The organism is Mesorhizobium sp. XAP4, assembly GCF_029269325.1.
GTDB lineage: Bacteria > Pseudomonadota > Alphaproteobacteria > Rhizobiales > Rhizobiaceae > Mesorhizobium > Mesorhizobium ciceri.
On the sequence record NZ_JARIXW010000006.1, the window covers coordinates 377,638 to 402,595 of the forward strand.

The 24,958-nt window shown below is 63.6% G+C and carries 24 protein-coding genes and 1 pseudogene; 10 read left to right on the top strand and 15 right to left on the bottom strand.

Features of this window, described 5'->3' with window-relative positions; translation table 11 throughout:
* Positions 1–70: 70 nt before the first annotated feature.
* Positions 71–502, top strand: a complete 432-nt coding sequence (locus P3C39_RS25730) for a DUF4437 domain-containing protein (protein ID WP_013529500.1) — start codon at positions 71–73, stop codon at positions 500–502.
* Between the two features lie 12 nt (positions 503–514).
* On the opposite strand, the gene P3C39_RS25735 is transcribed toward P3C39_RS25730, so the two are convergent.
* The 7 genes from P3C39_RS25735 to P3C39_RS25765 form a co-directional block, all read right to left on the bottom strand.
* The gene (locus tag P3C39_RS25735) at positions 515–1,600 is read right to left on the bottom strand and encodes an ABC transporter ATP-binding protein (RefSeq protein ID WP_013529499.1); all 1,086 of its coding nucleotides are present in this window, start codon (positions 1,598–1,600) and stop codon (positions 515–517) included.
* Positions 1,600–2,703, bottom strand: a complete 1,104-nt coding sequence (locus P3C39_RS25740; RefSeq protein ID WP_013529498.1) for an ABC transporter ATP-binding protein — start codon at positions 2,701–2,703, stop codon at positions 1,600–1,602. The genes P3C39_RS25735 and P3C39_RS25740 overlap by 1 nt, the downstream gene beginning before the upstream one ends.
* On the bottom strand, positions 2,700–2,921 hold the full coding sequence (locus P3C39_RS25745; RefSeq protein WP_013529497.1) for a hypothetical protein: 222 nt from the start codon (positions 2,919–2,921) through the stop codon (positions 2,700–2,702). Before P3C39_RS25745 ends, P3C39_RS25740 begins: the two co-directional genes overlap by 4 nt.
* Positions 2,918–3,877 carry a carbohydrate ABC transporter permease gene (locus P3C39_RS25750; RefSeq protein ID WP_013529496.1) on the bottom strand — a complete coding sequence of 320 codons (960 nt, stop codon included), beginning with the start codon at positions 3,875–3,877 and terminating at the stop codon, positions 2,918–2,920. The genes P3C39_RS25745 and P3C39_RS25750 overlap by 4 nt, the downstream gene beginning before the upstream one ends.
* 1 nt (position 3,878) lies before the next feature.
* Positions 3,879–4,784, bottom strand: a complete 906-nt coding sequence (locus P3C39_RS25755) for a sugar ABC transporter permease (RefSeq protein ID WP_013529495.1) — start codon at positions 4,782–4,784, stop codon at positions 3,879–3,881.
* Between the two features lie 65 nt (positions 4,785–4,849).
* Complete coding sequence (locus P3C39_RS25760) at positions 4,850–6,166, bottom strand: extracellular solute-binding protein (protein ID WP_013529494.1); 1,317 nt, start codon at positions 6,164–6,166, stop codon at positions 4,850–4,852.
* A gap of 359 nt (positions 6,167–6,525) precedes the next feature.
* On the bottom strand, positions 6,526–7,221 hold the full coding sequence (locus tag P3C39_RS25765; protein ID WP_013529493.1) for a TetR/AcrR family transcriptional regulator: 696 nt from the start codon (positions 7,219–7,221) through the stop codon (positions 6,526–6,528).
* Between the two features lie 111 nt (positions 7,222–7,332).
* Here P3C39_RS25765 and P3C39_RS25770 point away from each other — a divergent pair, with 111 nt between their 5' ends.
* The 3 genes from P3C39_RS25770 to P3C39_RS25780 are packed head-to-tail and all read left to right on the top strand — an operon-like array spanning position 7,333 to position 9,831.
* The gene (locus tag P3C39_RS25770) at positions 7,333–8,529 is read left to right on the top strand and encodes a Tm-1-like ATP-binding domain-containing protein (RefSeq protein ID WP_275954541.1); all 1,197 of its coding nucleotides are present in this window, start codon (positions 7,333–7,335) and stop codon (positions 8,527–8,529) included.
* A 13-nt stretch (positions 8,530–8,542) separates the two neighbouring features.
* Complete coding sequence (locus tag P3C39_RS25775) at positions 8,543–9,409, top strand: phosphoenolpyruvate hydrolase family protein (RefSeq protein WP_013529491.1); 867 nt, start codon at positions 8,543–8,545, stop codon at positions 9,407–9,409.
* A gap of 5 nt (positions 9,410–9,414) precedes the next feature.
* Positions 9,415–9,831: a cupin domain-containing protein gene (locus P3C39_RS25780; RefSeq protein ID WP_013529490.1), complete on the top strand. Its 417-nt coding sequence runs from the start codon at positions 9,415–9,417 to the stop codon at positions 9,829–9,831.
* A gap of 110 nt (positions 9,832–9,941) precedes the next feature.
* Here the strand turns inward: P3C39_RS25780 and P3C39_RS25785 are convergent, their stop codons facing one another.
* Together P3C39_RS25785 and P3C39_RS25790 are read right to left on the bottom strand one after the other, a co-directional pair.
* Positions 9,942–11,132, bottom strand: coding sequence for a Xaa-Pro peptidase family protein (locus P3C39_RS25785; RefSeq protein WP_013529489.1), 1,191 nt, complete (start codon positions 11,130–11,132; stop codon positions 9,942–9,944).
* Positions 11,133–11,194: 62 nt separating this feature from the next.
* The gene (locus P3C39_RS25790; RefSeq protein ID WP_275954542.1) at positions 11,195–11,416 is read right to left on the bottom strand and encodes a hypothetical protein; all 222 of its coding nucleotides are present in this window, start codon (positions 11,414–11,416) and stop codon (positions 11,195–11,197) included.
* A 90-nt stretch (positions 11,417–11,506) separates the two neighbouring features.
* Here P3C39_RS25790 and P3C39_RS25795 point away from each other — a divergent pair, with 90 nt between their 5' ends.
* From P3C39_RS25795 to P3C39_RS25815, 5 genes are all read left to right on the top strand, one after another.
* The gene (locus P3C39_RS25795; RefSeq protein WP_275954543.1) at positions 11,507–13,117 is read left to right on the top strand and encodes an ABC transporter substrate-binding protein; all 1,611 of its coding nucleotides are present in this window, start codon (positions 11,507–11,509) and stop codon (positions 13,115–13,117) included.
* A gap of 258 nt (positions 13,118–13,375) precedes the next feature.
* Positions 13,376–14,362, top strand: a complete 987-nt coding sequence (locus P3C39_RS25800; protein WP_275954544.1) for an ABC transporter permease — start codon at positions 13,376–13,378, stop codon at positions 14,360–14,362.
* Positions 14,359–15,189: an ABC transporter permease gene (locus tag P3C39_RS25805; protein WP_275954545.1), complete on the top strand. Its 831-nt coding sequence runs from the start codon at positions 14,359–14,361 to the stop codon at positions 15,187–15,189. The genes P3C39_RS25800 and P3C39_RS25805 overlap by 4 nt, the downstream gene beginning before the upstream one ends.
* Entirely contained in the window at positions 15,186–16,088 is a 903-nt protein-coding gene (locus tag P3C39_RS25810; RefSeq protein WP_275954546.1) for an ABC transporter ATP-binding protein, read from the top strand. The genes P3C39_RS25805 and P3C39_RS25810 overlap by 4 nt, the downstream gene beginning before the upstream one ends.
* Positions 16,085–16,885 (top strand): ATP-binding cassette domain-containing protein, encoded by an 801-nt coding sequence (locus P3C39_RS25815; protein ID WP_063173128.1) that lies wholly within the window; start codon positions 16,085–16,087, stop codon positions 16,883–16,885. Before P3C39_RS25810 ends, P3C39_RS25815 begins: the two co-directional genes overlap by 4 nt.
* Positions 16,886–16,910: 25 nt before the next feature.
* Here the strand turns inward: P3C39_RS25815 and P3C39_RS25820 are convergent, their stop codons facing one another.
* Positions 16,911–17,522 carry an NAD(P)-dependent oxidoreductase gene (locus tag P3C39_RS25820; protein ID WP_275954547.1) on the bottom strand — a complete coding sequence of 204 codons (612 nt, stop codon included), beginning with the start codon at positions 17,520–17,522 and terminating at the stop codon, positions 16,911–16,913.
* Between the two features lie 37 nt (positions 17,523–17,559).
* Complete coding sequence (locus tag P3C39_RS25825; RefSeq protein ID WP_024504444.1) at positions 17,560–18,198, bottom strand: DsbA family protein; 639 nt, start codon at positions 18,196–18,198, stop codon at positions 17,560–17,562.
* 134 nt (positions 18,199–18,332) lie between these two features.
* On the opposite strand from P3C39_RS25825, the gene P3C39_RS25830 reads away from it, so the two are divergent.
* The gene (locus P3C39_RS25830) at positions 18,333–19,250 is read left to right on the top strand and encodes a LysR family transcriptional regulator (RefSeq protein WP_224620221.1); all 918 of its coding nucleotides are present in this window, start codon (positions 18,333–18,335) and stop codon (positions 19,248–19,250) included.
* 12 nt (positions 19,251–19,262) lie between these two features.
* Here P3C39_RS25830 and P3C39_RS25835 read toward each other — a convergent pair whose 3' ends face one another.
* The 4 genes and pseudogenes from P3C39_RS25835 to P3C39_RS25850 form a co-directional block, all read right to left on the bottom strand.
* Positions 19,263–20,879, bottom strand: coding sequence for a GMC family oxidoreductase (locus tag P3C39_RS25835; RefSeq protein WP_275954548.1), 1,617 nt, complete (start codon positions 20,877–20,879; stop codon positions 19,263–19,265).
* Positions 20,876–22,389: pseudogene (locus tag P3C39_RS25840) on the bottom strand (FGGY-family carbohydrate kinase). The gene P3C39_RS25835 and the pseudogene P3C39_RS25840 overlap by 4 nt, the downstream one beginning before the upstream one ends.
* Positions 22,390–22,411: 22 nt before the next feature.
* Complete coding sequence (locus P3C39_RS25845) at positions 22,412–23,230, bottom strand: aldolase (protein ID WP_024504448.1); 819 nt, start codon at positions 23,228–23,230, stop codon at positions 22,412–22,414.
* Between the two features lie 14 nt (positions 23,231–23,244).
* Positions 23,245–24,942, bottom strand: coding sequence for a glycerol-3-phosphate dehydrogenase/oxidase (locus P3C39_RS25850; RefSeq protein ID WP_275954549.1), 1,698 nt, complete (start codon positions 24,940–24,942; stop codon positions 23,245–23,247).
* Positions 24,943–24,958 lie beyond the last annotated feature (16 nt).

Below are 24,958 nucleotides of genomic sequence, written 5' to 3' on the forward strand. Positions count from 1 at the left end.
CCGCATGCAATAGCTTGCCAGAACCAGGCAGCGAGAGGCCGGCGTCCAGTCGGCCCGAAGAGGAGAACCAATGCCAAATCATCCGAAGCTCATCGCACTCGCCGTCATGCTTGCGGTTCCCGGGCGCGCCTTTGCCCTCGAGGACAGCTACCTGCCGGCCGACAAGATCCCCTATGTGGCGGAAGTACCCGACCAGCCGCATCGTCTTGGCCCATTGTGGGGCGAGCGGGCCAAGGGTCCGGCAGGCACGTTGCTGAAGGTTCCCGGCAACTGGCGCGCACCGGTCCATGCGCACACCGCGGATTACCGTGCGGTGGTCATAAAGGGGATGTGGGCGCACTGGCAGATGGATGGCGGCGAGGCGACCAAGGTCGAACTGCCTCCTGGATCCTACTGGACCCAGAAAGCCAATGAGATGCATGACGACGCCTGCGTCTCCGACACGGAATGCGTGATCCTGCTGATCAACGACACGCCCTACGAAACCTACTTCCAGAAATAGGCTGGGATGCGGCTACGAGGCGTGACGCAAGCTGACGCCGCTGCCCTTGTCGAACAGCACCACCTTGTCGGGGTTCCAGGCAAAGCGCACCGCCTGCTCGATGGCGACGTCGGTCCTGGCCGGCACGGTTGCACGCAGTGTCGCGTCGCCGACGCGCAGCGTCAGGATCTTTTCGACGCCGTGGTTCTCGACGTCGTGGACACGCGCCTCGACCGGCGCGCCGCTCTCGAGATAGACGTCCTCGGGACGAATGCCGAAGACGAGCGGGCGACCATCGGTCGCCCCGCCCGCTTTGGCTCCCCCTGAAAAAGGCAATTCGAAATTCAGCGGCGCCATCACCGCGCGGCCGTTCACGAGCTTGCCGTCGATGAGGTTCATCGGCGGCGAACCGACGAAGCTCGCCACATAGGTGTCGCGTGGATTGTTGTAGATCTCATGCGGTGTGCCGGTCTGGACGATTCGGCCATGGTTGAGCACGCCGACCTTGTCACCCATCGACATCGCCTCGATCTGGTCGTGGGTGACGAACAGGAAGGTGGCGCCGAGCTGTATCTGCAGGTTCTTCAGTTCAGTCCGCAGCGCCTCGCGCAGCTTGGCGTCGAGCGCAGACAGCGGCTCGTCCATCAGGAACACACGCGGCTTGCGCACGATGGCGCGGCCGATCGAGACGCGCTGCATCTCGCCGCCGGACAGCCGATCCGTCTTGCGGTCGAGCAGATGCTCGATCCGCAGCGTACGGGCGGCACGGTCGACACGGTCCTTGATCTCGGCGTCGGGCAGCCGGCGAATTTTCGGCTTCAGCGGGAATTCGAGATTTTCGCGCACCGTGTAGCGCGGATAGAGCGAATATTGCTGCAGCACCAGCGCCACGTCACGCTCGGCCGCACCCCAGTCGGCAACGTCGACGCCGTCGATGAAGACCTGGCCTTCGCTGGGCTTTTCCAAGCCGGCGATAAGCCGCAGCGTCGTCGTCTTGCCGGCGCCCGTCTCGCCCAGCAGCACGAAGAACTCGCCATCGGCAATATCGAGATCGAGCCCGGTGAGCGCCGTGTGGTTGCCGAAGGTCTTCGAGATGTTCTTGAGCTGGATATGGGCCATCAGAGTCTCACCTCGAGCGACTTGCCGCTTGCCTTGTCGAAGAAATGCGCCTGGGTCGGGTCGATCCTGGCGAAGACCCTTTCACCGGGTCCGGCAACGAAGCCGCTCTTGGTGCGGGCCCGCAGCAACTCGGTTCCGACCTTGAGATCGACGATGTCGAAGGAGCCGAGCGGCTCGACGATATGTGTGTCGACAGGCACGAAGCCCTCGGTCGCCTCGCGCCGGATGAGCACGCCTTCCGGCCGTATGCCAAGCGCCAACTGGCCGCCGGCATGGCCGTTGAGCTTCGACAGCAGCGCTCGCGGGAACTCGAAGCCGGCGGCGGCTCCACCGACCGTCACCGAAACCGAGGACGCCGTCTCGGCCACCGCCGCATCGGTGACATTCATCACCGGGCTGCCGACGAATTGCGCCACGAACAGATTTGCCGGCTGCGAATAGACCTCGTCGGGCGTGCCGACCTGCTGCAAGACGCCTGCGTGCATGATGACGATGCGGTCGGCCAGGCTCATGGCCTCGATCTGGTCGTGCGTGACATAGATGGTGGTCGAGCCCTGCTTGATGTGCAGCCGCTTGATTTCCGCGCGCATCTCCTCGCGCAGCTTGGCGTCGAGCGCGCCGATCGGCTCATCCATCAGCATGGCCTTCGGTCGCCGCACCAGAGCGCGGCCAATGGCGACGCGCTGCATGTCGCCACCCGAGAGCGCCGACGGCTTCTTGTCCAGCAGGTCGGTGATCTGCAGCGTCTTGGCGACCGAACGCACCTCGCTGTCGATCTCCGTCTTGCTCTTGCGCGTGGCGCGCAAGGGGAAGGCGATGTTCTCGTAGACGCTCATATGCGGATAGAGCGAGAACGACTGGAACACCATGGCGATGTCGCGGTCGGCGGCCTTCAAATGCTGCACCGGCTTGCCGTCGATGAAGATGTCGCCCTCGTCGATGGTTTCCAGCCCGGCGATGGCGCGCAGCGTCGTCGTCTTGCCGCAGCCCGATTGGCCGAGCAGCACGATGAACTCGTTGTCGGCGATCTTGAGGTTCAGGTCCTTGATGACCTGGACGGCGCCGAAGAATTTCTGGACGCCGCGAAGCTCGATCTGGGTCAATGCTGTGCTCCCGGATTGCGCACCTGGCCGGTGCCGGCCTTCTCCTCGGGCGCGATCTTGGAGGTTACGTTGAAGCCGACGAGCCCGATCAGGATGATGGTCAGGCCATAGCTGTGCAGCAGCATGTTCCAGGGCTGGCAGAGCGCGACGATGCCGAGCACCATCAATATCTGCGACCCAGGCTCAAGGTATTTCTGGTTGAAGGCGCGAAAACTCATTTGCGGATCGCTCCGAAGGACATGCCGCGCAGCAGATGATTGCGAAGCAGGAAGGTGAAGATGGCGACCGGCAGCAGGAACAGGAAGGTTCCGGAGGCGATCACCGTCCAGTCCGGCAGGCCCGAACCGACCTGGCTCGGGATGAAGGGAGGCGCGGTCTGGGCGCGGCGGTTGGTCATGATCAGCGCAAAGGCGTATTCGTTCCATGCGGTGATGAAACAGAACACGGCGGTGGCGGCGATGCCCGTGGCGGCCTCCGGCAGCACGATCTTGAAGAACGCCTCCATGCGCGTGTAGCCGTCGACAAGCGCGGCCTCCTCATATTCCTTCGGAATCTCGTCCATGAAACCCTTCATCAGCCACACGGAGAAGGACAGGTTGAAGGCGGTGTAGAGAATGATCAGGCCCAGATGCGTATCGTTGAGCCCGACTGCCCGGTACATCAGGAACATCGGGATGGCGACCACCACCGCCGGCAACATGCGCGTCGACAGGATGAAGAAGAGCAGGTCCGCTTCCCCCTTCACCTTGAAGCGCGAGAAGCCATAGGCGGTGAATGTCCCCATGCCGACCGCCAACACCGTCGAGGTGATGGCGATGATGAGCGAGTTCAGAAAGCGGCTCGGATATCCCGACCATTGCACCTGGCCCTTGCCGTCGCGCACGATCTTCTCGCCGCCGTCGAACACGACGCGCTCCCACCACGGGGCGGCGGCATATTCTTCGGCCGACGGCGGGCTGCGCAACTGTGAGCGCTTTGTGAAAAGTTTGACGAAAGGCGAGATGGTCGGCTCGAACATCACCGTCGGCGGGATCGTCGTGGCCAGGTTGCGTGGCTTGAACGAGGTCGCCACGATCCAGTAGATCGGCGCCAGGAAGATGATCGTCACCAAGAGGACGGCGACAATAGCGACCTTGTTGAGCGCCCGTTCACCCGAAGTCTGGACGGCCGCCATCTCAGCGCTCCTTAACTTTGTTGAGGTATTTCACATAGATGTTGGTGATCGCCAGCACCATGATCAGCACGATATAGGCAAGCGCGCAGGAGCGCCCCGTCTGCCATTCCTGGAAAGCCATCTTGTAGAGACGGATGGAAATCACCTCCGTGCTCGGCTGCGTCGACAGCACATAGGCAAGATCGAAAGTCTTGAAGGCTTCCATGGTGCGGAAGATGACCGCGATCATCAGGATCGGCGCGACCAGCGGCAGCGTGATGCGGAAGAAGGTATAGAAAGGCCCGGCGCGGTCGATCGCGGCAGCTTCGTAAAGATGCTTCGGCACCGCCGAAAGCCCGGCGAGCGACAACAGCATGACGAAGGGCGACCACATCCAGATGTCCGTGAACGCGACCGCGTAGAGCGCCATCTTCGGGTCGCCGAGCCATTGGAATTTGCCGAGGTCGAGCACGTAGTTGATGACACCCCAGGACGGATCGTAGAGCAGCTTCCAGAACAGGCCGACCACCGCCATCGAGAGCATCATCGGCAAGAGCAGCAATGTCGTGATCAGGCCCTTGAGCGGAATGGTGCGATTGAGCAGCATTGCCGTTCCAAAGCCGACGACAACCTGACCGACGACCGAGACGATGACGTATTTCGCGGTCACCGCGAAATTGTTCCAGATATAAGGGTCGCTGAGGAGCTCGCGATAGTTCTTCAGTCCGACGAAATTGGCCGGCGCATTGGTCGATGCGCGGAAGTCGGTGAAGGAATAGCCGAGCGAATAGATCAGCGGAAAGATGTTGAAGACGATCAGGAACACGATCGTCGGAATGATGAAGAGGTTGCGTATCGAAATGTCGCTGAGGCCGCGAGAGGCGGCTCTGGAGGAGGTATTCAGCGGTGTGATCATTGTGGTCGCCAAGACCTGCTCCCATTCCTGAAAAAGAAAACGGAGGAGGCGCAGGCCTCCTCCGCACTACATGTCGGTTATTGGCCGCGGCCGTATTTCTTGAACGTGGCGTCCCAATCCTTCGCCAGCGCATCCAGCATTTCCTTGGCCGTACCATCGCCGTTTACGATGTACGGATAGACACGCTGGTTGAGCTGCTGCAGCAGTTCCGCATACTCCGGCACCGCCCAGAAGTCCTTGACCTTGAACATCGTGTCGTAGAAGGCCTTGTTGTAGGGCGTGGCGTTCTGAAACTCGGCCGATTCCAGCACGGCCTTGTTGCAGGTGTAGCCGCCGAGGGCCGCCCACTTCTTCTGCGTATCGTCCTGGATGAACCACTTCAGGAATTTCATCGCCTCTTCCTTGTTGTTGGAATAGGAGACGACGGAAATGCCCTGGCCGCCGAGCGCGGCGAACTGCTCGCCACCTGGACCTGCCGGGTTGGCGAAGAAGCCGGTGTTCTTGGCGTTCGGGTTCGACGCCTCGTTGATCAACGAGGGGAAGAAGGCGAAGTAGTTCATGCTCATCGCCGCCAGGCCTTCGGTGATGGCCTGGTTGTTCTCGACGAAAAAGGCGTTGGTCCAGCCCGGAGGCGTGAAGCCGAACAGCTTGCGGTAGTTTTCCGCCGCGGCCACCGCCTTGTCCGAGTTGATGATGCCGTCGACCTTGTAGGTGCCGAAGTCGCCGAGCTCACCGCCATACGAGAACAGCGCGTTCTCGAAGCCCATCGCCAGGCCGTCATACTGGTTCTGGGTGTAGATGGCGATGCCGTAGCGGTTCTGGTCGGGCCTGTTGAAGAACTCCGCGATGTCGGTCATTTCCTTGAAGGTCTTCGGAACGGCAAGGTCGTAGCCATACTTGGCCTTGAACGCTTCCATTTCCTTCGGATCCTCGAACCAGTCCTTGCGGTAGGCCCAGCCCACGGCGTCGCCCTCGGCCGGGATCGACCAGTATTTGCCGCTGTTGCCGGGATATTCGGAGTAGAACTTGACCGTCGCCGGAGCCATCTTGTCGAGAACCTTGTTCTCTTTGACGAAGTCGGTGAGGTCGACATAGTGACCGCCCTCGGAGGCGGCACCAAGCCATTGCGAGTCGCCGACGACCAGGTCATAGGCGCTGCCCTTGGCGTTGAACTCGGTAAAGGCCTTGGTCTGGAAGTCGGCCCACGGGGTGGTTTCCACCGTGATCTTGACGCCGGTTTGCTTCTCGTACTCGTTGCCGAGCTCCTGCAGATAGTTTGCGGGATCCCATTCAGCCCAGAAGATGGTGAGTGACTTTTCCTGCGCGTAAACGGACGTTCCGCAGGCAAGCGTTAAGCCGATACCAGCAAGTACGCTGGTCACTAACTTGCGCATAATGATTTCCTCCCTTGTGCGCGTTCTACCTTATCGTGCGAGCCGGCAACGTGGCCGGCCCTGGTAGTTCCTCCCGTGATCGCACCTTTCCGGTTTCGAGCCTCCTCGCCCCGCCGGAAAATGGATCGCAGCCCTCACTTTCGATCCGCTTTTCTGATCCAATCTGGTATTACCAATTTTGCATGCGCGTCAAGCCCTTTCTTGGCAGCTTGACGTGGCCATTTCCATCGGATTACCGCTTTATCTGCCTGTTTTACCAAGATTTTCCTACTCAGTGATATGATCGGGTATTGTCTGATACCCCACCCAACCGCTAAGATCAGTAGTGTGCATGCCAATCTGGTCGAACCAGTTAGGCTCTATTTCACGACTGCCTTCGGATCGAGGCTGCCTCCTTCATCGACCGATTCCGCCACTGCCGCACGCACCAGCGCCCCGGCCGCCCACTGTGCGACCGACATCGTCCGGCGGCTGTCCAGCCCCCAGATATCCTTGAGCACGATCAGCACCTCGACGCCGAAGATAAGCGACAGCGCCTGTGCCAGCCGCTTGAAGTCGCGCGGCGGCAAACGGCCCTTGAGCGGCGCGATCGCATCCTTCAGCAGGTCGATGCGGTGGCCACGCGTAAAGGCGGGCTCACCGCCCAGCGTGCCGGCCTGACGCCGCGCCCATTGATCGAGCGACAGCTTCAGTGCTGCCTTGAACGTAGCCTCGAAGGCCTCGATGCGCGGCATGGCCGTGTCGAACAGCTCGGCGACCCGGCGCTCGGCATCGGCGGAGGTCGATTGCCAGGTGAGGATTGGCCCCAGCCCCTCGTCGACGACGGCCTGCACCAGTGCCGACTGGCTCGGGAAGTAACGATAGGCGGTGGCGCGGGAAACCTCGGCCGCCTCGGCGACCTCGCTGACCGAGGGCGTGACGCCCGCCTGCATCAGCCTTGTTGCCGTCTCCAGCATCAGCCGTTTGGTCCGCGCGCGCGGCCCACGTTCGGGCACTGGGCCGGTTGCCCGTTCAGCCTCGTCGCTCGCAGCGGATTGTTGACGTGAGACATTCATACCAATACGATACGCGCGTCTCAAAAATTTGCAATGGCGTCCGCATCGTCGAGTGGCCCGGGCAATGAGCGATGGGGGCGGCATCGCGCCTGCCAAGATTGGGAGAGCGCAATGAAGCGTATTTATGTGGTGGGGACCGCGGACACCAAGGGCGAGGAACTCGCCTTCCTGGCCGATGCAATCACGGCTGCGGGCGCCCTCGTTTGTCGTGTCGATGTCGGAACGCGCGACGCAACCATCCCCGTCGATATCAGCGCGAGGGAAATCGCCGACCATCATCCCGGCGGCAGTGAAACCGTGCTCGGCGGCAATGATCGCGGCGCCGCGGTCGCCGCAATGGGCATCGCCTTCGCCCGCTTTGCCCAATCGCGCAACGACATCGCGGCCATGATCGGCATTGGCGGCGGTGGCGGCACATCGATCGTCACGTCGGGCATGCGCGCCCTGCCGCTCGGCCTGCCCAAGATCATGGTCTCGACGCTCGCCTCCGGCGACACCGCTCCCTACGTCGATGTCTCCGACATCATCATGATGCCTTCTGTGACCGACATGGCCGGACTGAACCGGCTCTCCCGTGTCGTGTTGCACAACGCGGCTCAAGCCATATCAGGCATGGCGGCCAGCCCGGCGCCACCACCCGACGGCAAACCATCGATCGGCCTCACCATGTTCGGCGTCACCACGCCTTGCGTGACCGCCATCGCCGACCAGCTCCGTTCCGGATATGACTGCATGGTCTTCCACGCCACCGGCACCGGCGGCCGCAGCATGGAAAAGCTGGCCGACAGCGGCTTGCTGTCCGGCGTCGTCGACATCACCACGACCGAAGTCTGCGATCTTCTGTTCGGCGGCGTGCTGCCGGCGACGGAGGATCGTTTCGGCGCCGTCGCACGCACGGGGCTGCCCTATGTCGGCTCCGTCGGCGCGCTCGATATGGTGAACTTCTGGGCGCCTTCGACCATCCCGGAACACTATCGCGACCGGCTGTTCTACGAACACAATCCCAATGTCACGCTTATGCGCACCACGGCGGACGAATGCCGTGCGATCGGCGAGTGGATCGGCACCAGGCTCGCCCGCTGCAAGGGGCCGGTGCATTTTCTCATCCCGGAAAAAGGCGTCTCGGCGCTCGACATCGAAGGCGGCGCCTTCTTCGACCGGGAAGCCGACGCCGTTCTGTTCGATGCCATCGAGCGCACCATCAAGCCCAACGGCAAGCGGCGCGTGACGCGCCTGCCGCTGCATATCAACGACCCGGAATTCGCAAGGGCTGCAACAGCGGCCTTCCTCGACATCGCCAGACAGTGAGAGACCTCAAAAAATGCCCGCCATACCGCGCAAGGACATCTTGAAGAAATTCAGGGGAATGATCGACAAGGGCGTGCCGATCGTCGGCGGCGGCGCCGGCACCGGCCTGTCGGCGAAGGCCGAGGAGGCCGGTGGCATCGACCTCATCATCATCTACAATTCCGGCCGCTACCGCATGGCCGGGCGCGGCTCGGCCGCCGGCCTGCTCGCCTATGGCAATGCCAACGAGATCGTCAAGGAAATGGCCTATGAGGTGTTGCCGGTGGTCAGACACACGCCGGTGCTGGCCGGCGTCAACGGCACCGACCCGTTCGTCATCATGCCGCTGCTGCTGGCAGAGCTGAAGACGATGGGCTTTTCCGGCGTGCAGAATTTTCCCACCATCGGCCTGTTCGACGGCAGCATGCGGCAGAGCTTCGAGGAAACCGGCATGGGCTTCGGCCTCGAGGTCGACATGATCGCCGAGGCGCACAAGCTCGATCTCTTGACCACGCCCTATGTCTTCAACCCCGACGAGGCCCGCGCCATGACCAAGGCCGGTGCCGACATCGTCGTCGCCCATATGGGGGTGACGACAGGCGGCTCGATCGGCGCCACGTCAGCCAAGTCGCTCGACGACTGCGTTCAGGAGATCGACGCCATCGCCAATGCCGCGCGCTCGGTGCGCAAGGATGTCATCCTGCTTTGCCATGGCGGCCCGATTTCGATGCCCGACGACGCCCGCTACATTCTCTCCCAGGCCAAGGGCCTGCACGGCTTCTATGGCGCCAGCTCGATGGAACGGCTGCCGGCGGAAGCCGCGATCGCCAAGCAGACGGCCGATTTCAAGGCCGTCGCGCTCGGCGGCCAGAAGACCACATTCAAGAAAAAGAAGGGATGAGTGAGATGACCGACAAGAGCAAAGTGTTCGTGTACCCGAAGGACGTCAGCGCCTTCGGGTTCGACTGGGGAAAATTGGCGCTGACGGTGGCGCCCGAAGTGAATGGCGCAACCCGCTTTTCCGGCGGCGTCGTCGACCTGCCTTCCGGCAAGGGCCACACGCGCCACAACCATCCGGGCGCGGAAGAAATCATCTTCGTCATCTCAGGCCATGGCGAACAGATGGTCGAGGACGAGAAGGGCAACCCGATGGTCGAGAAGGTCGGCCCCGGCTGCACCATCTACGTGCCGGAAAGCCGCTTTCATTCGACGCTCAACACCGGCGACGGGCCGATGCAGCTGTTCGTCGTCTATTCGCCGGCAGGACCTGAACTGGTTTTGCGTGAGCTGCCGGATTTCAGGCTGATCCCGCCGGGGCAGTGATCTTTCCTCGGTTCCGGCTCCGACCTCTGCCCTCGGGGAGAGGTCGGATTGCCCCGAATTGCTTTTCCCGGATGGCAATCCGGGTGAGGGGGCAGCAGCCTCAATACCAGCTAGGCCGTCCCACCCCTGTTCCACCCCCGGCCCCGATCACCGAACATCACGTATCCGCTCTCCGTCACCGCCAGCGTGTCTTCCAGCTTGATGAAGCCCCGTGTCGGGTGAAGCATGGTCGTCTCCACCGACAGCACCATGTTCTTCTCCAGCGGTTTGGCCGCATAGGTGCCTTCATAGGTCACCGGATGGTTGGTCATCAGGAACGGCGCCTCGTGAGTGATCAGGCCCATGCCATGGGCGAAGAAATCCGTGTAGGGCGCGACCTTCGAAGCCTTCAGCACGCCCTCGGCATGCGAAATCATGTCGCCGCCCAGCGTGCCCGCTTTGACTTTTGAGAAGGCCGCCTGCTGCACCGTCTCGACCTCGGCCAGCAGATCTTCGAGCTCGGCATCCGGTTCGCCGAGAATGCCCATCCGGCAGAGGTCCCCTATATAGCCGTGATAATTGCCGCCGGAATCGATTGACAGCACCTCGCCTTTTTCCCACGCCTGCGGTGAAGCGGCGCGGTTGTGGCTGGCACCCAGCGTCAGCAGGCAATATTCGAAATGGATGCCGCGATTGGTTTCCTCGCGCCGCAGCTGCTCGATGATCTCGCTTTTAGTCGTGCCTTCACGCGCCCAGGCAATGGTCGCCAGCATGGAATCGGTGATCAGTTCGGAGGCCGTGCGCAGCTTCTCCAGCTCCGCATCGGTCTTGATGGCGCGCATGCGCTCCAGCATGTCGGTCGCATCGATCAGCCTGGCATCCGGCAACGCCTTGCGGATCAGCGTATAGGCGTCCGATGGCAGGAAGCCAGGCTCGATGCCGATGCGCGCGCCGGCCTTGCCGATCTTCTGCAGGTGCTCGACCGCAAGGTTGGCGGCGTCGAGCGTGCCCCAGCAGGCGGCGTGCAGCGTCGGCGTCCAGAACGGATTGTTCTGGTGCTCGCCGCCCTCCATGCGGTTGCCGATATAGGCGGCATGGTCCGGCCCGCCCTTTTCGTACACGACGATCGGCAGGTACCGGCTGTGGCCGATCGCATCCATGGCGGCGAAGAAGATGAACTTGTAACCGCCCAGCAGGTATTGCGTGTTGTGCTTGGAGGTGGCGAGCAGCACATCGATGCCGGCCTCCTCCATCAGCCGGTCGACCCTTGCCTGGTCGAACGGGATATTGCCGACGGCATTCTTGCCCGGAGCAATGTTCATCTCTCTCTCCCTGAATTGCCTGGGACCGCCGGCCGTTCCGCTCGCGATCCCCTGGCCATGACTCAAATCTGCACCATTTTGCCCGCTCTGGTCCAGCCAGAAATAGGGAAAACAGCACCGTTCGATGTCATCATACCTTTGTCCGTCGCGTATCCCATCAATTTGGTCCTACCAGATTGACGTGATAGAAGCGCATATTCCAAACTGGTCCAGCGGACGAAAATTTCAAAGCCAAGCGAGGATGCGCCAATTCCGTCTCTGGCGAAACCCTCGGCAAGGCTCATAATCGCCGCCGCAAGGATGCTGGCGGGCTTGCCGGCGTTCGAGGGGTATTGGCGCGCCCAACCGGGTGGCGGAGAGGACGGAGTTCGATCATGTCAGGTTTCACGATTTCCAGACGCACGATGCTTTCCGGCTCGGCAATGCTGCTGGCCTCCACCGCCATGCCGACACCGGGCTGGGCGCAGACGCCGAAGAAGGGCGGGCGGCTTGTGCTTGCCGCCGATTCCGAACCGCGCAACCTTAACCCGGCGATCGTCGCTTCCAACGGCGTCTTCTTCATCTCCAGCAAGATCGTCGAAACGCTGGCCGAAGCCTCCTACGACGGCAAGGACGGACTCGCGCCAAGGCTGGCGCTGAGCTGGGAGGGTGCCGCCGACGGGCTCTCGGTGACGTTCAAACTGCGCGACGGCGTCAAATGGCATGACGGCAAGCCGTTCACCTCGGCCGACGTCGCCTTCTCGGCGCTGCAGATCTGGAAGCCATTGCAGAACCTCGGCCGCACCGTGTTCAAGGATCTGGCCAGCGTCGACACCCCTGACGATCTCACCGCCGTGTTCAAATTCGCCAAGCCGACGCCGTTCCAGTTGATCCGCAACGCGCTGCCGGCGCTGAGCAGCGTGGTGCCGAAGCACATCTACGAGGTCGGCAAGATCGAGGACAACCCGGCCAACAACGCGCCCATCGGCACCGGACCGTTCAAATTCGCAGAGTACAAGGCCGGCCAATATTACCGGCTGACCAAAAACACCGACTACTGGGGCAAGGACGAGCCCTATCTCGACGAGATCATCTATCAGGTGCTGCCGGATCGCACGTCCGCGGCGAGCGCGCTGGAGGCCGGAGAGATCCAGCTCGCGGCCTTTTCCGCCGTGCCGCTGGCCGACCTCGACCGCATCTCGAAAGTGCCGGGCCTGAAAGTGATCACCAAGGGTTACGAAGGGCTGACCTATCAACTCGTCGTCGAGATCAATCATCGCCGCAAGGAACTGGCCGACGTCAAAGTGCGGCAGGCGATCGCACATGCCATCGACAAGGATTTCGTCGTCAAGACGGTGTTCCTCGGCTATGCCGCGACAGCCACCGGCCCGGTGCCGAAGAACGATCCACAATTCTACACCGCCGATGTGCCGACCTATGCCTTCGACGTCGCCAAGGCCAACGCGCTGCTCGATGAAGCCGGCTACAAGAAAGGCCCGGACGGCAAGCGCTTCACGCTGAAACTGCTGCCTGCGCCCTATTTCAACGAGACAAAACAGTTCGGCGACTATCTGCGCCAGGCGCTCGCCGCCATCGGCATCGACGCTGAGCTGGTCAACAACGACTCGGCCGCGCACATCAAGGCGGTCTACACCGACCACGCCTTCGATCTCGCGGTCGGTCCGCCGGTGTTCCGCGGCGATCCGGCGATCTCGACCACCATCCTGGTGCAGAGCGGCATTCCGGACGGCGTGCCGTTCTCCAACCAGGGCGGCTACAAGAACGATGCGCTCGATGCGCTCATCGCCAAGGCATCGGAGACGCTCGACGCATCAGCCCGCACCGACCTCTACAAGGAATTCCAGAAGGCGGTGGCTGCCGACCTGCCGCTGATCAACGTCGCCGAATGGAGTTTCATCAGCGTCGCGCGAGACACCGTCGGCAACATCGCCAACAACCCGCGCTGGGCGGTGTCGAACTGGGCGGACACGTATTTGGAATCGTGACAGAATTGCGCGGATGAAAATTCGCGAAATCATCGTAGGCTTTGAGTTCTACGAGGCCCCCCTCTGTCCTACCGGACATCTCCCCCTCAAGGGGGGAGATTGGCCGCTTGTCTGTCCCGCGAATTCTTCAACGTTGGAGATTGGCGAAGCCAAAAGAGACAGCCGATCTCCCCCCTTGAGGGGGAGATGTCCGGCAGAACAGAGGAGGGTGCCTAGGCGCGGTCCTAATCAACGTATCGCCAACCCATCGACGCCCCCATGAACCGCGCCCTCACCCTTCTCCGCCGCCGCCTCGTCGGCAGCATCTTCGTGCTGCTGATCGTCGTCATCGGCACGTTCCTTTTGCTCGAGGCCGCCCCCGGCGACGCCGTCGACGCCTACATCGTCTCGACCGGCGGCGACGCCGGCATGATCGAATTGCTGCGTCATCGCTGGGGCCTCGACCAGTCGGAGCTGACGCGGCTGGCTTACTACCTCTGGGCGCTGTTGCATCTCGACCTCGGCCAGTCGGTGACCTTCTCCCGACCGATCCGCGATGTGATCCTCGAACGCCTGCCCAACACGCTGCTGTTGATGGTCAGCGCCACCGCGCTCTCCTTCGGGCTCGGCTCGGCACTCGGCATCTATGCCGGCGCGCGGCCCGGGAGTTTGCGCGACCGCCTCCTGTCGATCGGCTCGCTGGCGCTCTATGCCGTGCCGGGTTTCTGGCTCGGACTGGTGCTGATCGTCGTCTTTGCCGTCGACCTGCGCTGGCTGCCGATCGGCGGCATCGAGACCCTGGCTTCCGACAAGACCGGCCTTGACCGCGCAGCCGACATCGCCGTCCATCTTATCCTGCCTGTTTCGGCCCTCGGCTTCATCTACCTGGCGCTTTATCTGCGCATGATGCGCGCCGGCATGGCCGAGGTCTGGCGGCAGGATTTTGTGCTGGCCGCCCGCGCCAGAGGGCTTTCGCGCCGCCGCATCGTGCTCGCCCACATTGCCCGCAATGCACTGCTGCCGCTGGTCACCATGCTCGGCCTGCAGTCGGCGCAGATGCTCGGCGGCAGTGTCGTCATCGAGAGCGTCTTTTCCGTGCCCGGCCTCGGCCGGCTGGCGCAGGAGGCAGTCGCCTCCCGCGATACGCCGCTTCTGCTCGGCATTATTCTCACCAGCGCCGTCCTGGTCATTGTCATCAACCTTGCCGTCGACATCGCCTATGCCTTCCTCGACCCGCGCGTCGGCGCCAGCGAGGCCGGCGCATGAGTGCCCTCCGCCGCTTTCTGCGCACGCCCGAGGCGGTCGCCGGCGCCATCCTCCTGGCGGCGCTGATCGCCATGGCGCTGTCGGCGTCGCTGCTGTTCCCCGGCGATCCGCAAGCGATTGCCGGGCCGGCGCTGCTGCCGCCGTTCCAGGACTGGTCGCTGCCGCTTGGCACCGATCGGCTTGGCCGCGACGTACTGGCCGAGCTTTTTCATGGCGCCCGCACATCGCTGGCTGTCGGGATCGCCGCCGCGGCCGCCGCACTTGTCATCGGGGCAGTGGTCGGCACATTGGCCGGCTTTGCCGGCGGCCTCGTCGACGAGGTGCTGATGCGCATCACCGACGCCTTCCAGACCGTGCCGAGTTTCCTGCTGGCACTGGCCTTCGTCAGCGTCGTCGGACCGTCGCTCGGCATCGTCGTGATCGCCATCGCGCTTGGCACCTGGACCGGACCAGCCCGTGTCGCCCGCGCGGAAGTCCTCTCCATTCGCGAACGCGATTATGTCGCCGGCGCCAGGGTCATCGGCATGCACCCGCTGGCGATCGCCTTTCGCGAGGTGCTGCCCAATGCCTTGCCGTCGGTGCTGGCGATGTCGTCGGTGATCGTCGCCGCGGCGATCCTCACCGAGGCGGCCTTGTCGTTCCTCGGCCTGGGCGATCCCAACCGGGTCACCTGGGGCGGCATGATTGCCGAAGGCCGTGCTGTCCTGCGCACCGCGCCCTTCCTGTCGATCGTCCCGGGCATAGCGCTGGTGCTGACCGTGCTCGGCGTCTATCTCGCCGGTGAAGGCCTCGTCGAGACGACGGCGGTCAGGAGAGGCCTGTCGTGACCACGCTGGCTTCGATCCGCGACCTGACGGTGACCTACCGCCGCGACGGCAGCGAGGTGGCGGCGCTGAAGGATGTCAGCCTCGACATAGAGGCTGGCGAGCGCTTGGCCATCATCGGCGAAAGCGGTTCGGGCAAGAGCACGCTGGCGCTGGCGATTGCAGGGCTGCTGCCGGCAAGCACCAAGACTGAAGGAAAGATCGATTGGTTCCTACCGTCGACGTTGGGCGCCAAGGCACCCCCCTCTGTCCTGCCGGACATGTCCGGCAGGACAGAGGGGGGCCTCGTAGAGCATAGACCGCAAATGCTCTTCACCAGATCAAGTCACCCTCCCCTCGGCGGCCGCGATATCGGTTTCGTCTTCCAGGACCCATCCGCCAGCCTCGACCCCGTAATGCCAATCGGCAAACAAATCGCCGAAGTCGCCCGCACCCATCTCGGCCTCACCTGGTCCCAGTCCTATGCCAGGGCCAAAACCCTGCTCGAACGCGTCCGGCTGCCCGATCCTGACTCGGCCCTGCGCGCCTTCCCGCACCAGCTTTCCGGCGGCCAGAAGCAGCGTGTGGCGATTGCCGCCGCCATTGCGGCCGGTCCGAAATTGCTGATCGCCGACGAAGCGACCAGCGCGCTCGATACCATCGTGCAGGCCGAGATCGTCGCCTTGATCCGACGCCTGGTGACCGAGGACGGCATGACGCTGCTGTTCATCAGCCATGACATCGCGCTGGCGGCCGAGCTTGCCGGGCGCATCGCCGTTTTCCGCCATGGGCAGTTGGTCGAGCTTGGCATGACGGCGCAGATTGTCGGCGCCCCGGCCCAGCCCTATACGCGCGCATTGCTCGATGCCCATATCGGCCTCGACACCAAGCCGCTGCTGAACCGAGCCGGGCTCCACGCATGAGCCTGCTGGCGGTGTCCAACCTCACCAAGCGCTACCGTCGCGGCGACAACACCATCGCTGCAGTCGACGATGTCTCCTTTCACATCGAGCCGGGTGAAACGCTGGCGTTGGCCGGACCCTCCGGCAGCGGCAAATCGACGATCGCGCGGGTGGTGCTGCGATTGATCGAGCCGGACGACGGACGCATCGAGTTCGAAGGCGACGATTTCCTGGCCCTGCGCAGCGCAGCACTGCGTGCCCGCCGCGCGCGCCTGCAAATGGTGTTCCAGGACCCGCTTGCCGCCTTCAACCCGCGCGCCACGGTGGCGCGTGTGCTCGACGATCCCTTGCGCATCCATGGCATCGCTTCCCGCAGCGAGCGCCCGCGCCGCATCGCCGCCTTGCTGGAGCGCGTCGGGCTGACGGCGGACCTCGCCCCGCGTGCCATCCACGAAATTTCAGGCGGTCAGCGGCAGCGCGTCGCCATTGCCCGCGCCATCGCCACGAAGCCGTCGCTGATCGTGCTCGATGAAGCGGTGTCGGCGCTCGACGTTTCCGTGCGCGGGGAGATCCTCGAGCTTTTGCTCGACCTGCAGCGCCAGGAAAAGATCGCCTATCTCTTCATTTCACATGATCTCGGCGTCATCCGGTCGGTCGCCCACCGCGTCATCCTTCTCGACGCCGGCCGGGTTGCCGAGAACGGCGATGCCCGAACCGTCATCGACGCACCGCAATCGGCCATCGGCAAGGCGCTGGTGGCGGCAGCACCGAGATTGAACCGGACCCTGATGCGGCTGGCGTCGGCCGGCCTCGATTGAGACCCGGCCGCCACCACCCGTTCGCTCAATAGCCGACGGTGAAGCGCTGCCTGATATGGGCCGGCTTCTCGATCTCGTCGACCATGACGATCGCGTAGTCCTCGAAGGAAATGCTGCTGCCCTTGTCGGAGGCGAGAAGCGTGTCCTTGCCGAGGCGGAATTTGCCGGTGCGCTCGCCAGGCACGAACATGGCGGATGGCGACAGGAACGTCCAATCGAGGTCTTCGACCGTCTTCAATCTGTCCAGGAAGTCGGCGCCCTTCTGCGCTTCTACCTTGTAGATCGCCGGGAAGTCGGGGCTATCGACCAGCCGCTTGCCGGGCGCGACTTCGAGACTGCCGGCGCCGCCGACGACGAGATAGCGCTTCACGCCGGAGGCGCGCACCGCCTCGATCAGTGCATCGGTATCGCTATCCAGGAAATGCACAGAGCTGATCACAGCGTCATGGCCGCGGATCAGGTCCGCGAGACCTTCTGTGTCGAAGACATCGCCCTTCCTGGCCGTCACGCCCGGAAGCGCGACAATCTTTTCCGGGTTGCGCGCGATGCCCGTGACGGTATGGCCGCCATCGGAGAGTTCCCTGAGAAGGCGCGAACCGACAGCGCCCGATGCACCAATGAGAGCGACTTTTGCCATGTCTGTTTCCTTATGCTTGGGGGTCTGGAGGATGGGGTCACGCCGCCGCGATGTGGGCGACGAGATTGTCGAAGCTGCCGAACAGCGCGTTCGAACCGATGAGCCGGGGCGCATCGTTGCGGATGACCGCGAGCGAAGGCACGCCATCGGCATGCAGGCGCTGGAACAGCGCACGGCCACGGCCAACCTGATCGCGGTGAGCCGCCAGCAATGTTTCGGTCGGCGCCTTGAGCATTTCGGCGGCGTCCGCCATGCCGTCGGCGGCGAGCACCTCGGCCACACCGCCGATCGTCACGACATCGCGTCCTTCTACATAGCGCGCATGCTGGATCGTCTTCAGCGCCGCAAACCGGCGGCTAGGGTCCTCCAGGCCAGCGGCAGTGATGCCGAGTGTGGCGGCATGTGAGTCGAGCAGGGTGCCACGGACATTGAGGACATTGTGCCGGTAGGCCGGCGTGAACGATTGTCCGGTCAGGCGCTCGATGCGCTGGTCGTTCGCCCAGGCGTGCGCCGCAAAACCTTCATCCATCGGACGCGCGCCGGCGCCGGAAAACAGGCCGGTCGGCAGCAGCTCGACGCGCACGCCGGCGGCCGACAACCGGCCGAGCATCCGGGTGGCACCATAGCACCAGCCGCAGAGCGGATCGAAAAGATAGGTCACTTCTGAATTGTTCATAATCGCTGCTACCCATGATCCGGCTGCCGGCTTGATCGAATGCCGTTGGCTGATATGTGGCAGGTGGGGGTCTTGCGATAAATGGCACCCAATAATACAAACTGTATGATCTGATCATACAAATGGCAGCCAGCTTGGCCGAACTTCTGAACCTCAATCGGCTCGCCTACTTCACCACGGTGATGGAAACCGGCTCGTTCACGGCCGCAGCCAACCGGCTTGGCGTCGCCAAGGCCGTGGTCAGCCATCAGATCGGCAAGCTCGAAGAGGAACTGGGCGCAACGCTGCTGCAGCGCACGACCCGGCGTGTCACGCCGACCGAAGAGGGGCGCCTCTTCTATGACCGCGCGATGATCATCCTGCGGGAAGCGGAGGCCGCCTATGGCGAAATCTCGCGCGGGACCGTCGAACCGAGCGGAACGCTGAGGCTGACGGCGCCGCTCGACTACGGCACCAAGATGGTGGCTCCGGTCATGGCGGCCTATCTCAGAACCTATCCGCAGATGCGCGTCGAGGCGATCTTCGACGACGCCGTCAGCAATCTGGTGGACGAGCAGATCGATCTCGGCATCCGCGTCGGCTGGCTCACCGATTCCTCGAACCAGGCGCGGCGGCTGGGGACGATCCGGCAAATCGTGGTGGCGAGCCCTGGCTTCGCGGCGAGCCTGCCGCCCGACCTGACGCCGCACCAGGCAAGATCGCTGGCCTGGGTCGGCAACACCCAGTTGCGCGGCATCGGCCAATGGCTGTTTTCCAGGGATGGCGAAACGGTGCTGACCGAGCTCAATCCGGTCCTCATGTGCGACAAGAGCCCCGCCGCCCTTGCTTGCGTGCTCGTCGGCATCGGGCTGGGCGTCTTTCCGGACTACAGCGTCAGCGACGATATCGCCGAGGGGCGGCTGGTGCCGGTATTTGCCGACTGGAGCCTGCCGTCAGGCGGCATCCACGCAGTCTTTCCGCCGGCCCGGTTCCGGCCCGCCAAGGTGCGCACCTTCGTCGATCTGCTCGCGGCGGCCGAGAAGCGGCGATCGCGCGGTGTTGCCACGGCTTGAAGCCGATGGCGGTCAGCGGGCCTCTTGCAGGATCATCTCGGCTGCCTTCTCCGCGATCATGACGACCGGCGAGTTGGTGTTGCCCGAGACGATTGTCGGCATGATCGAGGCATCGACCACACGCAGCCCGGCAAGCCCGTGAACACGCAGGCCGTCGTCGACCACCGCCATCGTATCCGAACCCATCTTGCAGGTGCCGACGGGGTGGAAGATCGTCGTGCCGATATCGCCGGCCTTGCGGATGAGCTCTTCATCGCTGTCATACTGCGTGCCGGGCAGCATCTCTTCCGGCGCAAAGCGCGCCACCGCCCGAGCCTTCATCAAACTGCGGACATGGCGCAACGACGCGACGGCCACGCTGCGGTCTCCCTCGGTGGAAAGATAGTTCGGCCGGATCTTCGCCGTCTCCCGCGCGTCGGACGAACCCATGTGCACGCTGCCCCGGCTTTCCGGACGCAGATTGCAGACCGAGACGGTGACCGCGGGAAAGCGATGCAGCGGCTCGCCCAGACGGTCGGTGCTCAGCGGTTGCACATGATATTCCAGATCGGGCGTTGCGAGGCGCGGATCGCTCCTGGCGAAGATGCCGAGCTGGCTTGGCGCCATCGACAGCGGCCCGCTGCGCTTGAGCGCGTATTCCAGCCCCATCGACGCACGGCTGACCAGATTGTGGTAACGCTGGTTGAGCGTGGCAGTGTTGGCGACCTTGAAGACGGTGCGGATCTGCAGATGGTCCTGCAGGTTTTCTCCGACGCCCGGCAAAGCATGACGAACATCCACGCCGATGCCCGAGAGCAGGTCGGGGCGACCCACCCCCGACAGTTCGAGCAGCTTGGGCGAGTTGATGGCGCCGGCCGCAAGGATCGTCTGTCCAGCGCGGACCTGATGCAGGCGGCCGCCTTGGCGGAAAACCAGTCCGGTGACGCGCCGGCCGTCGAATTCGAGACGTTCGGTCTCCGCGCCGAGCACTACGCGCAGGTTCTTGCGCCCCGCTATGCCACGCAGGAAGGCCTTCGATGTGTTCCAGCGCACGCCCTTCCTCTGGTTGACCTCGAAATAGCCCGAGCCTTCATTGGTGCCGGTGTTGAAGTCTTCGGTGCGCGGAATGCCGAGTTCCTCGGCCGCGTCCCGGAAGGCGTCAAGGATCGGCCATGAAAGCCGCTGCCGTTCGACCCGCCACTCGCCGCCGCTGCCGTGCATGGCGCTCTTGCCACCATGGAAGTCTTCCGACTTGAGGAAGTAAGGCAGGACATCGTCCCAGCCCCAGCCTGCATTGCCGGCCTGGCGCCAGCCATCATAGTCGGCAGCCTGGCCGCGCATGTAGATCATACCGTTGATCGATGAACAGCCGCCAAGCACCTTGCCGCGCGGATAGTTGAGGCTGCGTCCGTTGAGACCGGCTTCCGGCTCGGTCTTCATCATCCAGTCGGTACGCGGGTTGCCCATGCAGAAGAGGTAGCCGATCGGGATATCGACCCAGTGATAGCGGTCGCTGCCGCCGGCCTCGAGCAGCAGCACCTTGTTGCGCGGATCGGCCGAGAGCCGGTTGGCGAGCACGCAGCCGGCGGAGCCGGCACCGACGATGACGTAGTCGTAACTGCCGAACGGAGAGGGTGAAGCTTCGGTCACGTGCGCGCCTGCTGTCCGGCGATGCGCTCCCACATCGGGGTCATCGCCTGGTTGATCTCGCCATAGAGTCGATACCGCCGTGCGTATGCGTGAGCAACCGTCTCGTTGGGTACAAAATGTCGGGCGGCCGCTGTCATGGCGGTTGCACCGGCACTGTAGTCCGCGAAAATGCCGACGCCGGTGCCCGCCGCGATCGCCGCTCCCAGCGCGCCGGTTTCGCGGCTGCGCGCCACGGTGACGGGCACGCCGAGCACATCGGCGAAAATCTGCGGCCAGACGCTGCTGCGCGAGCCGCCGCCGGACAGCACCACCTGGTCGAAATCGGCGCCCGCTTTGTGCAAGGTCTCGACATGGCGCTTATGCTCGAAGGCGACCCCCTCGAACAGCGCACGCAGCAGATGGGCTCGGCTGTGCCAGCCGGCGATGCCGTAGAAGCCGGCGCGCGCATGGCCATTCTGCTGCGAGCCATAAAGGAAGGGATGATAGATCGGGATGTCGCTGTGGGATCGACGGACGCCACCAATTCGCTGCACAATTCGAATGGCGACTTGCCGGCTTCGCCGCCATGTTCGAGGAATTCGCGAACGATCCATTCGAGATTGGCGGCCGAGGTGGCACTGGATTCGATCGCCAGATAGCGCTGGCGATCGAAAGTCGACAGCATGAAGATCGAAGGGTCGCGGATCGGCTTGTCGGTGATGACCTGGTTGATGCTCCAGGTTCCGGCGATGACCGAGGCGGCACCGGTTCTGGTCACGCCCGAACCGACCGCGCTGGCGACGACATCGAACAGCCCGGCAACGACCGGCGTGCCGGCGCGCAGTCCCGTCAGGGCCGCCACCTCCGCGCTGACATGGCCGGCAATGTCGGCCGATTCCAGCACTGGCGGCAGCAGGTCCATGCAATCGCCGAGCCCATAGGCGGCAAGCAGGTCCGGCTCGTAGCGGCGGTCCTGCATCTGCAGCAGGCCGCAGCCCGACATATCTGAAGTATCGCTGCTGCGCGCACCTGTCAGGCGGTTGACGACGAAATCCTTGCACAAGAACACAGTTCCAATGCTGGCAAACAAAGCCGGCGAAAAGCGCTTGAGCCAGGCAAGCAGGGTCGGCGTCTGCGCCGCCCACGGCCGCTGCAGGCAGTGTGCGTAGGTGCGGTCGCCGACATTCTGTTCTGCCCACTCGGCAACGATGTCGACGGCGCGTGTGTCGAGCGACTGGATGCCGATCAATGGCGCGCCCGCACGATCGAGCGCGTAGAGCCCGTTGCCATGGCCGGCGCAGCCGATGGCGACGATCTCGCCGGCGTCGATACCGGCTTCAGCGATGCATTGACCAATGACCGAGACCGCATTGCGCCAGAGTTCGTCGAGGTCGCGTTCGACATGTCCGGGCTTTGGCATGGACGAGCGGCCGTCACGGGCGGCGAATGCCAGTTCGCGGCCCGACTGGTCGAAGAGGATGGCCTTGATGACGGTGTTGCCGGCATCGAGACCGAGGGTATAGCTTGCCATTGGCGCCTCCCGAGACCGCAGCCTATGCCTGGTTGTACAGATCCCAGGCTGCGCCGCCATCGGCATCGTCGTGAATGATTGCCATCAGCCCGCGCACGACAGCGCTCGGGTTGGCATGCTGGTAGATGTTGCGGCCGTAGACCATGCCAAGCGCACCCTGTGCCATCAAGGCGGCCGACTTGTCGAACACGGCACGCAGATCCTCCTTGCCGCCGCCGCGCACCAGCACCGGGCAGCGCGCCGCCTCGACGACGCGGTGGAAGTCGTTGGGATCGGTGGTCGGGTCGGCCTTGACGATATCGGCACCCATCTCGCGGGCAAGCCGGGTCAAGGTGACGATCTTATCGGCGTCGCCGTCGACCATGTAGCCGCCATGCTCGGTGACCGGCAGCATGGCCAGCGGCTCGATCATCAGCGGCAGGCCGTATTTCTCGCAATCGGCGCGCACGCGGGCGATGTTCTGCACGCATTGCCGGAACAGGTCCGGCTCGTCGGGTAGCATGAACAGATTGACCACGACGCAAGCCGCATCCATCTCGATGGCGCCAAGCAAGGGCTCGGCTTCGTTCTGCAGCACCGCCCACATCGCCCGGTGGCGTATCCTGTTATAGGGATTGCCCATGTCGATGCGCATCACCAGCGCCGGCTTGTCCTTGCCAGGCACGGCTTGCAGCAGGTCGGCCTGGCCGTAGTTCATCTGGATGGCGTCGGGGCCGGCCTTGACCAGCTGATTGACCACGCTGGCCATGTCTTCCAGCCCGGCAAGGAAACTCGGCTCGTTGCAGACGCCATGATCGATGGCGACGTCGAGGCAGCGGCCGCCGCCGAACAGCCGGTTCATACGGACTTTCTTGTTTACGCGCATAGGGCGCTCCTTTGATGTGTCTGGAGGTCGATGCCGTGCCGGTCGGCCAGCAAGGCGAGGAAGGTCGAGCGCTCGGTGGCAGCCTCGCTGGCGCTCCAGCCCTTGTGCGCCGCCAGCATGTCGAGAACGACGTTGACGAGGTCGAAGCTGAGACCGCCTGAAATGGCGATGGTGGTGCGGCGCAAGAACAGGTCGGCAAGGCACTCGATCTGCTCGCGCTCGATGATGCGCCCCATCTCGCTTGCCGAATAGTCCGACTGCGGCAGCATCTGTTCGCCCGCCGGGTGCGAAACGAAATCCCTGGCCGACGTGCCATAGCGCTGCAGAAGCGTTTGCGCGCGCTCGACCGTCAGGCCATGCTCGGCGGCGAATGACGCGCACCAGGCGTCCGGGTCGGCCGGAAAATCACGGCCGCCACCGATGGCCATGTCCTGCGTGCCCTGGCTGCGCGCGAGGCCGAGCCGCTTCAGTGCCATGTCGGCGGCCAGCGCTCCAAACGAACGGAAGGTGGTCCACTTGCCGCCGATCATGCACAGTGTCGCCGGCAGGTGCCCGCTCGCTTCTACGAACTCGCAAAAATGATCGCGCGGTATGCGGCTGGTAAAACTGTCCTCGCTGGCGGGCAAGGGTCGCACGCCGGCGAAGCGGAACACGATCTGGTTTTCAGCTACTTTGATCGAGGGGAATACAAAGGCGAGCGACTGCAGGATGTAGCGCTGCTCGTCCTCCTCGCAACGCACCTTGTCCGGATCGTCGACCCGGATGTCGGTCGAGCCGATCAGCACCTTGCCGAGATAGGGAAACAGGATGCAGATGCGCCCGTCCTCGTTCTCGTAATAGACCATATGGCCGCCGAGCGCGTCGAACAGTTCTGCATTGTCGACGATGAGATGCGAGCCCTTGGTGCCGCCCATCATCGTCTGCGCCGCCGCCCCGATGGCCTTGTTGGTCAGGTCGATCCAGCCGCCAGTAGCGTTGATGACCAATTGCGCCCGTACCGGCAGTTGTTCGCCCGTCAGCGTGTCGGTAATGGCGAGGCTATCACCTGTCGACGATACCTGAGCGTAGTTCAAGGCGCGGGCGTTCGCCGCGCTCGCCGTGGCGTCCAGCAGCATCTCCAGGCCGAGGCGTTCGGGCCGGCTCACCCAGGCGTCGTAGTAGGTCGCCGAATTGCGGATCGCCGGATTGATCGCCGGCCATTTTTTCAAGGTTTCGGCGCGGCCCCTGAACCTGTGCGTCGGCATCAAACGCCGTGCGGCGGTGAACAGGTCGTACATGGCAAGGCCGGTCTTGATGACCAGCGCACCACGCCGGCTCGGCCGCCGCGTCAGACCCAGGAAACGCACCGCACCGTTGGCAAGGCCGGAGAAAATGTCGAAGATCGGCACCGTCGTCGGCAACGGGGCCACATAGTGCGGGGCATTCCTCAGCAGCCGGTCACGTTCGAGCAGCGATTCGCGCACCAGTTTGAATTCGCCGTTTTCGAGATAACGCAGGCCGCCATGCACCATGCGTGAAAGGGCGGCGCTGGCGCCGCTGCAATAATCGCCCTTTTCCGCCAGCACGACATCGACGCCTTGCAGCGCCAGTTCGCGAAAGACGCTGATGCCGTTGATGCCGCCACCGATGACGAGCACGGCGATATCAGGCCGGTCGCGCAGACCGGCTAACGTATGGCTACGGTTCATCGGGGCTGTTGCCTTT